Below are 14,396 nucleotides of genomic sequence, written 5' to 3'. Positions count from 1 at the left end.
CCCGCGCGGCGGAGCCGCATATCGATACAGCCCCGCGCCCCTTACGGGGCGCGGGGCAGCCCCACCGGACTTCACCCAATCCGCTAACGAAGTAACTCGGCCAGAAGACCATCCCCGAGGAACCCCTGATGCAGATCTTCGCCCTGGTGGCGTCGCTGGCGCTCACGCTGGCCGCCCTGTTCGTCCTGGTCCCCGCTGTCCGGAGCATGCTCCGGGTGATCCGGATGGGCCAGCCCGCGAGCCCGAGCCGCACCGGCGATCCGGTCGCTCGTACGGTCACCATGCTCAAGGAGACCGTGCTGCACACCCGGATGCTCCAGTGGACCTGGGTCGGCATCATGCACTGGTTCGTGTTCGCGGCGTTCCTCTTCCTGAGCACCGCTGTGGTGGGCGCCTACGTGCAGCTCTTCGACCCCGAGTGGGCGTGGCCGATCGTGGGCCACTGGTATCCCTTCGAGTGGTTCAGCGAGTTCATCGGCGCGCTGAGCACGGTCGGCATCATCTGGCTGATCGTCTATCGGCAGAAGCACCACCCGCGCAGCGAGGGCCGGAAGAGCCGGTTCTTCGGTTCGACGTTCTGGCAGGCCTACTTCGTCGAGTACCTGGCCTTGCTGGAGGGCGCCGCGATCCTGTTCATCCGGGGCGCGGAGTACCGCCTCGCCGACGACGAGCACGCGACCCGCGCGCACTTCCCGCTCTCGTCCTGGCTCGGTGAGGCGCTCTACCCGGCCGGCCAGGGCGCCAACGAGAACCTCGTCTACTTCATCGCGTTCTTCAAGATCGCGCTGGCGATGGTCTGGCTGATCGTCATCGGCCGCAACCTGACCATGGGCATCGCCTGGCACCGGTTCACCGCCTGGTTCAACATCTGGTTCAAGCGTGAGTCCTCGGGCCGTACGGCGCTGGGCGCGCTCAAGCCGCTCGCCGTCGACGGCAAGGCGATCACCCTGGAGGACCTCGACGACCTCGACGAGGACGCCGCGCTCGGCGTCGGCTCGATCGAGAACTTCTCCTGGAAGGGCCTCCTCGACTTCACCACCTGCACCGAGTGCGGTCGCTGCCAGTCGCAGTGCCCGGCCTGGAACACCCAGAAGCCGCTCTCGCCGAAGCTGCTGATGAAGGGCCTGCGCGAGCACACCTACCTCAAGGCCGCCGGCCTGGCCGGGCACACCGACCGGGCGCTGATCGGCAAGGGCGACGCGGGCGGGGAGTCCTACAACCCCGAGGGCGCCGACTTCGTCGTCGACGCGGACGTGCTCTGGTCGTGCACGACGTGCGGCGCCTGCGTCGAGCAGTGCCCGGTCGACATCGAGCATGTCGACCACATCGTCGACATGCGCCGCTACCAGGTACTGATCGAGTCGAACTTCCCCGCCGAGCTCAACCAGGTCTTCAAGGGCCTCGAGACCAGGGGCAACCCCTGGAACATGGCGGCGAGCGCGCGCATGGACTGGGCCAAGGGCCTGCCGTTCGAGGTCAGGGAGGTCGGCAAGGACCTGGAGTCGCTGGAGTCGGTCGACTGGCTGTTCTGGGTCGGCTGCGCCGGCGCCTACGAGGACCGGGCCAAGAAGACGACCCGCGCGGTCGCCGAGCTGCTCCACATGGCCGGCGTTTCCTTCGGCGTACTCGGCAACAACGAGACCTGCACCGGTGACTCGGCCCGCCGCGCCGGCAACGAGTTCGTCTACCAGGCCCTGGCCCAGGAGAACGTCGAGACCTTCAAGGAGTTCAAGGTCAAGAAGGTGGTCGCGACCTGCGCCCACTGCTTCAACACGCTGAAGAACGAATACAAGGAATTCGGTATCGAGCTCGAGGTCGTCCACCACACGCAGTTGCTCAACCGGCTGGTGCGCGAGGGCCGGCTGAAGCCGGTCGCCCCCGAGCCCGGCACGAGCACGCGGTCGATCACTTATCACGACCCGTGCTACCTCGGCCGGCACAACCAGGTCTACAGCCCGCCGCGCGAGCTGCTGTCGGCGCTGCCGGGCGCTTCGTACGTCGAGATGGAGCGCAACTCGGAGCGGTCCTTCTGCTGTGGGGCCGGCGGCGCCCGGATGTGGATGGAGGAGAGCCTCGGAGAGCGGATCAACATGAACCGCAGCACGGAGGCCGTCGGCACCGGCGCCGACCAGATCGTGGTCGGCTGCCCGTTCTGCCGGGTGATGCTCTCCGACGGAGTCACGGCGCTCCAGGCCAAGTCCGAGGCCCGCGAGGAGGTCGAGGTCCTCGACGTCGCACAGATGCTGCTCGCCTCGGTCAAGGCGGGTGAGACCGCGACCGAGCCCGAGAAGGCACCCGCCGGTGCGCCCAACGCCTCGGCCACTGCAGCCGCCGCGGCCACCCCTGCCGCCGCCTCCGGCGCCTCCGGCGCCATCGGGACGTCGCTGTTCGACGAAGCACCCGCGAAGCCGGTCCCCGACGGCTCACTGTTCGATCAACCCGCCGCCGAACCGACCGCCCCGGCCGCCACCAGCGCCTCACTGTTCGACGAGCCACCCGCGGAGGCGCCCGCGAAGCCGACCACCGGCGGCTCTCTGTTCGACGCACCCGCCCCCGAAACTCCCCCCGCACCAACAACCACAGGGACCACCTCACTCTTCGACGAAACACCCACCGAAACCACACCCCCCAGCAGCTCACTCTTCGACCCACCCGCCCCCGAGACACCCCCCGCACCAACAACCACAGGGACCACCTCACTCTTCGACGAAACACCCACCGAAACCACACCCCCCAGCAGCTCACTCTTCGACCCACCCGCCCCCGAGACACCCCCCGCACCAACAACCACAGGGACCACCTCACTCTTCGACGAAACACCCACCGAAACCACGCCCCCCAGCAGCTCACTCTTCGACGCACCCGCCGCCGAGACACCCCCCGCACCCATCACCAAGGGCACCTCCCTCTTCGACATACCGGCCGACGAGGCACCGGAGCCGGCAGCCGAAGCCGCCGCGAAGCGCACTCCGTCAGGCTCCCTCTTCGATGTCGAGGAGGAGCCGGTGGCCCGGCCCGAGCCGGAGGCCGAGACCGCACCAGAGCAGCAGGAAGCCCCGGAGAAGCCGAAGGGCCTCTTCGACCTCTGACCGCTCCGGACCGCCGAAAGCACGCGTGCCCCCATGCCGGATTCCTGGCATGGGGGCATTGCTCTGCCGGGTGACGCGAGCGTGCGGACGGTCAGAGCACGCCGCGGATCTCGCGGGCGAAGCCGGCGATGTGCTCGCGGGTGAGGCGCTCGGCGCGGTCGGTGTCGCCGTCAGCGACGGCGTCGAGCAGGTCCGCGTGCTCGACGATGTGGTGCGCGAGGTCAGGAAGCCGATCGATGACCAGGCACCAGATGCGGGTGGCGAGGTTGTCGTAGCGGATCAGCACGTCCTCGAGGTGCGGGTTGTCGGCCGCCTTGTAGATGAGGCGGTGCAGCGCCATGTCCGTCCGCATCATCGCGGTGCGGTCACCGCGAGGGCTCTCAAGGCTCCTGACCTCGTCGGCCTTGGCTCGCAGCGCGTCGCGCATGGCGCCACCGGCGTGCACGGCGGCTCGTCGAGCCGCGAACGGCATGAGCTGCTCGCGGATGTCGGAGATCGCGCCGAGCTCGGTCACGTCGATGGCGGTGGCGAATGTGCCCCGGCGGGGGTAGGACACCACGAGATGGTCGGTCTCCAGCCGCTTGAGCGCCTCGCGAACGGGTGTGCGGCCAACGCCGATCTCCGCGGCGAGCTGGTTGTCGTTGATCGGCTCGCCGGGCCGGATGTCGAGCATGACCAATCGATCCCGGAGGCGCTCGTAGGCCTGGTCGGCCAATGACATCGGCGCCGCGTCGGTCACGGGGGAGACCTCGGGGCTGGTCATCTTTCGGCCGCCTCTTCCTTCGCGCGGGACTGGCTGCATCAGCACCGTCGACTCTGACATACCGCAAATATATCAGCTCGTCGGCGGTCGAAGTACTGATCCGCGTCCTGCGCCTCATGGACTGCCCCGGCCGCGGCCATGACATCGGAAAGCAGCCCGACACACAAGGGGCCCGGCAGACTGCCGGAGCAGTCTGCCGGGCATTTCGCAGGGGGTGCGGCCGAGCGTCCCTACTTGATCCAGGCCTCCACCTTGTCGCGGTTGGCCTCCACCCACTTCTTGGCCGCCGCCTCGGGGGTCATCTTGTCCACCGCGATGTACTTGGCCACGACGTTCTGGTCGTCGTTGCTCCAGGTGAAGTTCTTCACCAGGTCATAGGCCGGGCTGCCCGACTTGGCGAACTTCGCGCTGACTATCTTGTCCAGCTTGTACACGGGGTAGTCGCAGTTCACCTTCTCCGCGTCGGCGTCACAGCCCTCCTTGTACTCGGGCAGCTTGACCTTCTTCAGCGGCACCTCGGACATGAACCACTGCGGCTCGTAGAAGTAGCCGATCACCCATTCCTTGTCCTTCTCCGCCTTGCGGAAGGCCTGGATGAGGGCGGTCTCACTGCCCGCGTACACGACCTTGTAGTCCAGCTTCAGGTTCTTCACCAGGGCCTCGTCGTTGGTGACGAACGACGGGTCACCGTCGAGGAGCTGGCCCTTGCCGCCGGACTCGGACGTCTTGAACTCGGCCGCGTACTTGTTGAGGTTGTTCCAGTCGAGGATGTCGGGGTGCGCCTTGGCCAGCCACGGCGGCACGTACCAGCCGATGAGGCCTTCGTTGCCGGTCGGACCCGCGTCCACGGCGGTCTTCTGGTCGGTGATGTACTTCTTCTTCAGGTCGTCGTGACCCCAGTTCTCCACGACGGCGTCGACCTCGCCCGTCCCGAAGCCCTGCCAGGCGATCTCTTCCTTGAGGTCCTTCTTGGTGACCTTGCAGCCGAGGTCGTTCTCCGCGACATACGCGATGACCGCCGCGTTGGCCTCGTATCCCACCCACGGGTTGACCGCGATGTTGAAGGTGCCGCACTTGCCGGAGCTGCCCGACCCGCCGGAATCCGAGGAGCTGTCACCGACCTTCGCCCCGCCGCAGGCGGTGAGGGTGAGGCCGAGGACGGCCAGGCCGGCCGCGCCGGCTCGCCAGTGTCTTGCCATGGTGTCGTGCTCCTTATGCGCTGGTGCGGCGAGCCGCAGCCTGAGTGATCCGGTCGAACATGACTCCGAGAAGGACGATGGCCAGCCCCGCGGCGAGCCCCTTCCCGTACAGCTGACCCTGTGAGAAGCCGGCCACGACGTCGTAGCCGAGGGCGCCCGCTCCCACCAGGCCGCCCACCACAACCATCGACAGCACGTAGATCAGGCCCTGGTTGGTGGCGAGGGTCAGGGCGCCGCGTGCCATCGGCAGTTGGACCTTGGTGATGATCTGCCAGGTGTTGCACCCGGCGGAGGTGGCCGCCTCGACGGTGGTGGCGGGCACGTTCCGTACCCCGTCCGCGATGATCTTCATGGCGACGGGGGCCGCGTAGACGACGGCGGCGACGATCGCCGTGAAGCGGGTCGCGCCGAACAGCGCGAGGAACGGTACGAGATAGACGAACGGCGGCATGACCTGGGCCGCGTCCAGGGTGGGCCGCAGCAGCCGGTCCGCCAGCACGCTGCGTCCCATCCACACGCCGAAGACGATGCCGAGCAGCATCACCAGCACCGTGGCGACGGCGGTCGACGCCAGCGTCGTCATGGCGTCCGACCACACCCCGGTGCCGACCAGCAGGCCCACGCACACCACCGTGGTGACGCCCGCGCGCCAGCCGCCGAGGACGACGCCGAGCGCGATCAGGGCCGCGCCGACGAGCCACCACGGGGAGTCGGTGAGCAGCGTCTGGAAGGGGTTGAGCAGACCGTTGGTGAGGGCGTCGCGGAAGGCGTTGGTGAGACCGGACAGGTTGTCCTGCGCCCAGGTGGTCGCGGTGTCGGCGGCCCGGGCGATGGAACTGCCGGCGCCGCCCTCGCCGGGGAACTCCGCCGCCCATATATAGGTGTGCGAGAGGTAGATCAGGACCGCGGTGACCGCCGCGCCCGCGCCGAGGAGCGGGCGTCGCCAGGTCAGGAAACGGTTCTTCGAACGCCGGGCCGCCTCCTCGCGTCCGCTCGCCGCGGTGGTGACGCGGTCCAGCACGATGGCCATGACGACGATGGCCAGGCCCGCGTTGAAGGCGGTGCCGACGTCGAGCGACTGGAGTGCCTGGACGACGGTCTTGCCGAGTCCGGGCGCGTCGATCAGGGCGGCGATGGTCACCATGGCGAGGGCGGCCATGATGGTCTGGTTGACGCCCATCACCACGGTCCGCTTGGACATCGGCAGCAGCACCTTCGTCAGGCTCTGCCGCCGAGTGGCCCCCAGCGAGTCGGCCGCCTCGACCGTGGTCTTCGGTACGGAGCGGATGGCGTGCGCGGTGATGCGGATCGCGGGGGGCGCCGCGTAGATCATCGTGGCGATGGTGGCGGAGGCCGGGCCGATGAGGAAGAACAGGGTCAGCGGGGCCAGGTAGACGAAGGTCGGCATCGTCTGCATGAAGTCCAGGAACGGCGTCACGATCCGGTTGAACCGGTCGGACAGCCCCGCCCACACGCCCAGCGGGATCGCGAACAGCAGCGCCACGAAGACGGCGGACACGGTGAGCGCCAGCGTGTCCATGCTCTCCTGCCACAGGCCCTGCAGCCCCAGGAAGGTGAAGCCGGCCACCGCGAGGAGCGCCACCCGCCAGTTGCCCACGGCCCAGGAGACATAGCCGGCGATGCCGACGACACCGAGCCAGCCGATCTGCGGGACGGGCCGGTCGGCGGACGGCTGTGAGATCAGCTCCTGGACGAAGGTCACCAGGTTGTCGATGACCAGGCGGATCTCGTTGAAGAAGTAGAGGAAGAGCGGGTTGGAGTTGCGGTTCGCGCCGATCGAGTCGTTGACGTCGTTGAACCAGCGGTGCAGATCGGTCAGGTCGGCGGCGGCCAGGGCGAGGGTCTGCTTGCCGCGCAGGACGGCGAAGAGGACCAGCCAGACGACGAGGATCGCGCCGATCACCATGGACCGGCTGATCCTGCGGACGGGCTCGACGGGAGCGGCCTTCTCCTCGACGGTCCCGGTCTTCTCCGGTTTCTCCATCGCGACGGTCATCAGGCGTCGCCTTCCTGCCCGGCGACCACCGCGAGGATCTCCTCGTCGCCGACGATGCCGAGCAGCTTGCCGCCCTCGACGACCTTGACCGGCTTGTCGGCCGCGAGCACCGCCCGGGTGGCCTCCTTCACCACGACGTCCGGTCCCAGCTCGGGGCCGTCCAGTTCGTCGCCGTCCTCCGGTGCGCGCATGATCCAGCGCAGGGTGAGCACGTCGCCGCGCGGCACGTCCTTCACGAACTCACGCACGTAGTCGTCGGCCGGGGCGCCCACCAGTTCGTCGCCGGTGCCGCACTGGACCATCTTGCCGTCGCGCATGATCAGGATGCGGTCGCCCAGCTTGAGGGCCTCGGAGAGGTCGTGGGTGATGAACACCATGGTCTTGCCGACCTCGTGGTGCAGCCGGATGACCTCGTTCTGCATGTCACGGCGGATCAGCGGGTCGAGTGCCGAGAACGGCTCGTCGAAGAAGAGCACGTCCGGGTCGCCGGCCAGCGCACGGGCGAGGCCGACGCGCTGCTGCATACCGCCGGAGAGCTGGTCGGGGTAGGAGTTCTCGTAGCCCGCGAGGCCGACCAGTTCGACGACCTCCTGGGCCCGCTTGACGCGCTCGGACCTTCCCATGCCGCGGATCTCCAGCCCGAACGCCACGTTGTCGACGACGCGGCGGTGGGGCAGCAGACCGAAGTGCTGGAAGACCATGGAGAACTTACGGCGCCGCAGATCGCGCAGCCGCTTGTCGTCGGCCTGGCGGATGTCCTCGCCCTCGAAGACGATCTCGCCGGCGGTGGGTTCGATCAGCCGGGTCAGACAGCGCACCAGCGTGGACTTGCCGGAGCCGGACAGGCCCATGACGACGAAGACCTCGCCGGGTGAGACATCGAAGTCGACGTCGCGTACGGCGGCGGTGCACCCGGTGCGGTCCATGAGCTCACGGCGGGTGAGGCCGCACAGCTCCTCGGATTCCGGCACCTGCTCGGCCTTCGGCCCGAACACCTTCCACAGCCTGCGTACGGATATGACCGGGGTGGAGCCCGAGTCCTGGGGCGTGCCGCGCCGCTGCGACACCTCGGTCTGTGTGGTCACGTTCGACCTTCTTTCGGCGTTCAGCCGCGGAACCAGTGCTGCGGCCGGGGTTGGATGTTCTGCCAGATGTGCTTGGGCTCTCGGTACTCGTTCAGGCCGGTCGGTCCCAGCTCCCGGCCCACGCCCGAGTGCCCGAAGCCACCCCATTCCGCTTGCGGCACATAGGGGTGGTAGTCGTTGATCCACACCGTGCCGTGGCGCAGCCGCCGGGCGACCCGCTGGGCCTTGCCGCCGTCCTGCGTCCACACGGCTGAGGCGAGTCCGTACTCGGTGTCGTTGGCGATGCGTACGGCGTCGTCCTCGTCGGTGAAGCGCTCCACGGTGAGCACGGGCCCGAAGGACTCCTCGTGCACCACGCGCATGTCCTGCCGGCACTCGTCGAGCACGGTGGGCAGGTAGTAGTGGCCCTCTCCCAGCGCCGGGTCGTCGGGGCGTGCGCCGCCGCAGCGCAGTACGGCGCCTTCGGCGAGGCCGGCCGCGACATACGCCTCGACCTTCGCCAGGTGCTGTGCGGAGATCAGCGCTCCGGTCTCGGCGTCGGGGTCGAAGGGGCCGCCGAGGCGGATCCGCCGGGCCCGGCGGACGACCTCGTCGACGAAACGGTCGTGCAGACGGTCCTCGACGATCAGCCGGGCGCCGGCCGAGCAGACCTGTCCCGAATGCAGGAAGACGGCCGTCAGGGCGAAGTCGACGGCCGTCTCGAAGTCCGCGTCGGCGAACACGACGTTGGGGTTCTTGCCGCCGAGCTCCAGCGCGACCTTCTTCACGGTCGCGGCGGCGGTGGCCATGATCCGCTTGCCGGTCTCCAGGCCCCCGGTGAAGGAGACCATGTCGACGGCCGGGTCCTCGGACAGCGGTGCGCCCACCTCGGGCCCGGTGCCCAGGACGAGGTTGGCGGCGCCGGCCGGGACCCCCGCCTCCTCCAGCGCCTTCATCAGCAGGACCGAGGTGGAGGGAGTGAGCTCGCTGGGCTTGAGGACGATCGTGTTGCCGGCGAGCAGCGCCGGGGCGACCTTCCAACTCGCTTGCAGAAGTGGATAGTTCCAGGGGGTGATCAACCCGCACACACCAACCGGCTCGTACCCGACGCGGCTTACGGCGTCGTCGCGTCCGGTGTCGATCACCCGGCCGGCGTCGGTACCGCCGAGCCCGCCGTAATAGCGGAAACAGGAGACGACGTCGGCGATGTCGTACTCGCTCTCCACCAGCCGCTTGCCGGTGTCCAGGGACTCGGCGCGGGCGAACACCTTGGCGTCGCGCTCCATGATGTCGGCGGTGCGCAGCAGCAGCGCGCCGCGCTCACGCTCGGGCGTGCGCGGCCACGAGCCCTCGTCGAAGGCACGCCGGGCCGCCGCGATCGCGGCCTCCGCGTCGGGACGCGTCCCTTCCGAAACGGTCGCGGAGAGCGTGCCGTCAGCGGGACAACGGATCTCCCGGCGACCTCGGGCCACCGGGTCCCGCCATACGCCGTCCACATACAGGTCTGCCACGCGCCAAGCCCTTCAGCCGATCTGTTGCGCATCGTGCATTCGCTTGCTGGTGGTGGAACACCATGACCAATGTGCAGACATACGTCAAGGGCCAGAGGACGACGATTTCCACAAGGGGTCATTAAGCCCTTGTCCCTTGACCCAGGACCCTATAGCACGCGTACGATGTTGCGCATCGCTCACGGGGTTGTGCAATACGCACCAACGGAGGCCATCCATGTCCCCAAGATCGCAATCCGGCCGTGAGTACATCGTCACCCTTTCGTGTCCCGACAGCGCCGGGCCGGCCCACCGGCGCTCAACATCGAGATCCCCGGCGATCGTCCGGCGCGACGGCGCACCACGTCACGCCCGACCTGGACGAGGGGCGGATCATCGATCAGGACAGCGAGAGCCGCGTGATGGTGGACGGCAACCGCCCGGTGGTCTTCCCGGTCACAACTGCTGAAGGAAGGCGATGAGCGCGGCCGTGAGTTCCGCGGGGGCGTCCTCCTGGACGAGGTGGCCCGCGCCGGCGATGGGTTCGAAGCGCGCGCCGGGGACGAGACCGGCGAGCTCGCGCCCCTTGGCCACCGGAATCCAGGTGTCGTCCTCGCCCCAGCAGACGAGCGTGGGGATGCCGATGTCGCCGTAACGGCCCTGGATCTCGTCGGTGTAGCGCTGGTCGGCCTGGGCGATCTGCCGGTAGAAGGCAGCTTGGCCGGAGCCGTCCAGCCAGGGCTCGACGAGCCGTTCGAGGACCGCGGGACGCAGGCCGGGGCCGCTGGCGGAGGTGACGTACTCACGCACCAGGGCGGCGTGGAGCGCGGTCGGCAACCGCTCGAAGACGTCGGCGTGCTCGCCGACGAGCCGGAAGAACGGCGAACCCCACGGTGCCAGCGCGACCGGATCCACCAGAGCGAGGGCCCGGTACGGGGCGCCGTGCAGCAGGTGCCCCCGCAGGGCGACGGCGCCGCCGAAGTCGTGGGCGACCACGAGCGGTTCCGCGAGGCCCCAGTGGTCCAGGAGCTCGGTGAAGACGCGGCCCTGGGCGGCCAGGGACACATCCTGTCCCTCCGCCTTCTCCGAGGTCCCGTAGCCGGGCATGTCCCAGACGAACACCTCGTGGTCACGCATGAGCGAGCGGGCCACGGCACGCCAGACGTACGACGAGAAGGGTGTGCCGTGCAGAAGGACGACCGGCGGCCTGCCGGGCTCCCCCAGCCGGTCCCAGCGGACGTCCCCCGATGTGCTGGTGAAGGTTCGGGTCAGCTTCCAGTCGGTGTCGGTTGTCATCCTTCTCCCGGTTCAGCCGCCCATCCGGTCCAGTAGCGCGCGGCGCCACCGCTCCGTCTCGGCGATCTGGTTGAACGTGAACAGATGCAGACCGGCCACGCCCGCCGAGGGTGCGGTGAGCGCCTCCTGGGTGCGGGTCAGCAGCCGCTCGGGGGCATACCCACCGGGGGCCGCGAAACGCACGAACCACGAGGCGTGCTTGGTCAGGAACCGCGTCGACTCCCCCACCCCGATCTTCGTCGCCATCGCCAGCAGCTTCGCCCGCTGCACGGGCCCGGCGACACCCACGTACACGGGCAGCGTGACGTCCCGGCGCCGTACACGGGCGATCCACTCCCCCAGCACCCGCGGGTCGAAGCACAGGTTGCTCACGATGTACGTGGCGTGCTCGCGCTTGTCCCACATCGCCTGGATGGTGATGTCGTCGTGGATGAGGGGGTGGCTCTCGGGATAGCCGGTGACGCCGACGCGGGCGAAGGGGCCGCCCAGCTCGGTGAGCCTGCGCAGCACCGGCAGCGCCCCGTCGTAGACCCCGGCCGGCGGGTCGGCGTCGCCGGCCGGGACGAAGACGTCGTTCACGCCCGCCTCGAGGAGCCGGTCCGAGACCTCCTTCAGATGCAGGTCGTCCCGCAGCAGCCGGGCCGGCACATGCGGGACGACCCGGTAGCCGTGCGCCGCCAGCCGGGCGGTGAGGTCGAGGGTCGGCTCCAGGCCCTTGACCGGCGACGCCGTCACGGTGACGACGACGTCGCGCGGCACATGGGCCAGGACCTTGTCCTCGGTCGCCTTCGCGGGCAGCACCTCGTAGCGGACGTTCTCCAGCAGTGCCCTGAGTCCTGTGCCGGCCAATTACCGCTCCGCCTGCTTGTGGACGTCACGGTGGCGGTAGTACACGGCCTTCGACGGCGCGAGCGGCTCCTTGCCGAGGATCAGGTCGGCGGCCTTCTCGGCGATCATCATCACCGGGGCGTAGATGTTGCCGTTGGTGACGTAGGGCATCACCGACGCGTCCACCACGCGCAGGCCGTCCAGTCCGTGCACCCGCATGCTGGCGGGGTCGACGACGGCCATCTCGTCGGTGCCCATCTTGCAGGTGCAGGACGGGTGCAGGGCGGTCTCGCCCTCCTTCGCGACCCAGGCCAGGATCTCCTCGTCCGACTCCACCTTCGGCCCGGGCGAGACCTCCCCGCCGTTGTAGGGGGCGAGCGCGGGCTGTTCGAGGAGCTTGCGGGCCACCCGGATCGCCTCGACCCACTCGCGACGGTCCTGCTCGGTGGACAGGTAGTTGAAGCGCAGCGCCGGGTGCTCGCGCGGGTCCCTGCTCTTGATCTTCACCGAGCCGATGGCGTCGGAGTACATGGGCCCGACGTGCACCTGGTAGCCGTGTCCGCCGGCGGGTGAGGAACCGTCGTAGCGGACCGCGACGGGCAGGAAGTGGAACATCAGGTTGGGGTAGTCCACGTCCTCGTTGCTGCGGGCGAACCCGCCGGCCTCGAAGTGGTTGGTCGCCGCCGGGCCCTTGCGGAAGAGCCACTGCAGGCCGATGAAGGGGGCGCGCCACTTCGCCATGTACGGCTGCATGGAGACGGGCTGCTTGCAGGCGTACTGGACGTACACCTCCAGATGGTCCTGCATGTTCTCGCCGACGCCCGGCAGGTCGTGGACGACGTCGATGCCCAGGGCGCGCAGTTCCCCGGCGTTGCCGACGCCGGAGAGCTGGAGCAGCTGCGGGGAGTTGATGGCGCCGCCGCAGAGGATGACCTCCTTGGCGCGGACCTGCTGGAGCGCGCCCCGGCCGCGCTGGAACTCCACACCGACGGCGCGCTTGCCCTCGAAGAGGACGCGGGTTACCAGGGCGCGGGTGGTGACGGTGAGGTTCGGCCGCTTCATCGCGGGCTTGAGGTACGCCTTCGAGGCCGACAGCCGACGTCCGCGATGGACATTCCGGTCGAACTTGGCGAAACCTTCCTGCCGGTAGCCGTTGACATCGTCGGTGGGCGCATAGCCCGCCTCCTGGGTGGCCTTGAGGAAGGCACCGAAGAGGGGGTTGGTCGCCGGACCGCGCTCCAGGACGAGAGGGCCGTCATGACCGCGGAACTCGTCGTCCGGGTCGGCCGCCAGACAGTTCTCCATGCGCCGGAAGTACGGCAGGCAGTGGGCGTAGTCCCAACTCTCCATGCCGGCGTCGGCGGCCCAGCGCTCGTAGTCCATGGGGTTGCCGCGCTGGAAGATCATGCCGTTGATGCTGCTGGAGCCGCCCAGCACCTTGCCGCGCGCGTGGTAGACGCGCCGTCCGCCCATGTGGGGCTCGGGCTCGGACTCGTACTTCCAGTCGTAGAACCGGCTGCCGATGGGGTAGGTCAGCGCCGCGGGCATGTGGATGAAGACGTCCCACGGATAGTCCGAACGGCCCGCCTCCAGCACCAGCACCCGGTTGGCCGGGTCGGCGGAGAGCCTGTTCGCCAGTGCGCTGCCGGCCGATCCGCCGCCGACGATGACGAAGTCGTAGTGGAGGGGAGCCATGCTGCCTCGTCTCACTCGCGCCTTAGATGTGCGGGCATGTTAGCCGCGGTAGCGCCATACGCACCAGGTTGCGAAAAGCGCAACTTTCAAGGACTTCATTTCGTTATCGTTACTTGCAGTAGCGTTGTTTACTGTGGGTATAGTTGCGTTGTGAGCAACTACAACCTTGAATCCGAAACCTCAAATTCACACCCCGGCGGCGTGCAGTCGGTGGACCGAGCCATCAGCGTTCTGGAGATCTTGGCCCACCGCGGTGAGGCAGGCGTCAGCGAGGTGGCGGGCGAGATTGATGTTCACAAGTCCACCGCGTTCCGCCTGCTCGGCGCCCTGGAGGCGCGCGGACTGGTAGAGCAGGCCGGCGAACGCGGCAAGTACCGCCTGGGCTTCGGCATCGTACGCCTGGCCGGCGCGGTCACGGGGCGCATCGACATCACCCAGCAGGGCCGCCCGGTCTGCGAGGACCTCGCCGTGGAGATCGGCGAGACCGTCAACATCGCCGTACTGCAGGAGCACTACGCGGTCAACCTCTACCAGGTGCGCGGCCCGGGGGCCATCACCGCCCAGAACTGGGTCGGCCAACTGACCCCGTTGCACGCCACCTCGAGCGGCAAGGTCCTGCTGGCCCATCTGCCCGCCAAGGACCGTGCCGCTCTGTTGACCCAGTCCGGGTTGAAGAAGGTGACCTCGCACACCATCACCGCGAAGACGAAGCTCGAGAAGAACCTCGCGGAGATCCGAGAGAGTGGCTACGCCTGGGCCATGGAGGAACTGGAACTCGGTCTTCACGCCATCGCGGCTCCCATTCGCAATCGAGACGGCCAGATCGTCGCGGCGGTGAGCGCCTCGGGGCCCTCGTACCGGCTCACCGAGGAGCGCCTGCACGAACTCGCTCCGGTGCTGGTCAAGGGCGCGGAGGAGATCAGCCACCGGATGGGGTACCTGGGCTGACCGCCCC

The 14,396-nt window shown here is 68.7% G+C and carries 9 protein-coding genes and 1 pseudogene; 2 read left to right on the top strand and 8 right to left on the bottom strand.

The features are described from left to right. Window positions 1-128: 128 nt before the first annotated feature. Window positions 129-2,300: pseudogene (locus IM697_RS16360) on the top strand ((Fe-S)-binding protein); the annotation flags it as partial. An 880-nt stretch (window positions 2,301-3,180) separates the two neighbouring features. Here IM697_RS16360 and IM697_RS16355 read toward each other — a convergent pair. From IM697_RS16355 to betA, 8 genes are all read right to left on the bottom strand, one after another. Next, window positions 3,181-3,852 (bottom strand): GntR family transcriptional regulator, encoded by a 672-nt coding sequence (locus IM697_RS16355; protein WP_194048413.1) that lies wholly within the window; start codon window positions 3,850-3,852, stop codon window positions 3,181-3,183. Window positions 3,853-4,082: 230 nt separating this feature from the next. Beyond that, window positions 4,083-5,051, bottom strand: coding sequence for an ABC transporter substrate-binding protein (locus IM697_RS16350; protein WP_194048412.1), 969 nt, complete (start codon window positions 5,049-5,051; stop codon window positions 4,083-4,085). A gap of 13 nt (window positions 5,052-5,064) precedes the next feature. Further along, a complete protein-coding gene (locus IM697_RS16345; protein WP_194048411.1) occupies window positions 5,065-7,068 on the bottom strand; it encodes an ABC transporter permease in 2,004 nt (667 codons plus the stop codon). Further along, complete coding sequence (locus IM697_RS16340; protein ID WP_194048410.1) at window positions 7,068-8,153, bottom strand: quaternary amine ABC transporter ATP-binding protein; 1,086 nt, start codon at window positions 8,151-8,153, stop codon at window positions 7,068-7,070. The genes IM697_RS16345 and IM697_RS16340 overlap by 1 nt, the downstream gene beginning before the upstream one ends. Before the next feature lie 20 nt (window positions 8,154-8,173). Continuing rightward, window positions 8,174-9,643, bottom strand: a complete 1,470-nt coding sequence (locus IM697_RS16335) for an aldehyde dehydrogenase family protein (RefSeq protein ID WP_194048409.1) — start codon at window positions 9,641-9,643, stop codon at window positions 8,174-8,176. Window positions 9,644-10,078: 435 nt separating this feature from the next. Next, the gene (locus tag IM697_RS16330) at window positions 10,079-10,918 is read right to left on the bottom strand and encodes an alpha/beta fold hydrolase (protein ID WP_194048408.1); all 840 of its coding nucleotides are present in this window, start codon (window positions 10,916-10,918) and stop codon (window positions 10,079-10,081) included. Window positions 10,919-10,930: 12 nt separating this feature from the next. Further along, window positions 10,931-11,767, bottom strand: a complete 837-nt coding sequence (locus IM697_RS16325) for a methylenetetrahydrofolate reductase (protein WP_194048407.1) — start codon at window positions 11,765-11,767, stop codon at window positions 10,931-10,933. Further along, window positions 11,768-13,441 carry a choline dehydrogenase gene (gene betA, locus IM697_RS16320; protein ID WP_194048406.1) on the bottom strand — a complete coding sequence of 558 codons (1,674 nt, stop codon included), beginning with the start codon at window positions 13,439-13,441 and terminating at the stop codon, window positions 11,768-11,770. 201 nt (window positions 13,442-13,642) lie between these two features. Between betA and IM697_RS16315 the strand changes: the two genes are divergently transcribed. Next, window positions 13,643-14,389, top strand: coding sequence for an IclR family transcriptional regulator (locus tag IM697_RS16315; RefSeq protein WP_194049734.1), 747 nt, complete (start codon window positions 13,643-13,645; stop codon window positions 14,387-14,389). Window positions 14,390-14,396: the final 7 nt, after the last annotated feature.

It is taken from the genome of Streptomyces ferrugineus, from assembly GCF_015160855.1.
GTDB lineage: Bacteria > Actinomycetota > Actinomycetes > Streptomycetales > Streptomycetaceae > Streptomyces > Streptomyces ferrugineus.
Note: the sequence above shows the minus strand (reverse complement) of the source record. Positions and strands in the feature narration are given on the sequence as shown.

Coding starts and splice junctions, on each gene's coding strand:
- betA (WP_194048406.1), bottom strand. CDS start 13,441: ATGGCTCCCCTCCACTACGACTTCGTCATCGTCGGCGGCGGATCGGCC.
- IM697_RS16350 (WP_194048412.1), bottom strand. CDS start 5,051: ATGGCAAGACACTGGCGAGCCGGCGCGGCCGGCCTGGCCGTCCTCGGC.
- IM697_RS16330 (WP_194048408.1), bottom strand. CDS start 10,918: ATGACAACCGACACCGACTGGAAGCTGACCCGAACCTTCACCAGCACA.
- IM697_RS16355 (WP_194048413.1), bottom strand. CDS start 3,852: ATGACCAGCCCCGAGGTCTCCCCCGTGACCGACGCGGCGCCGATGTCA.
- IM697_RS16345 (WP_194048411.1), bottom strand. CDS start 7,068: ATGACCGTCGCGATGGAGAAACCGGAGAAGACCGGGACCGTCGAGGAG.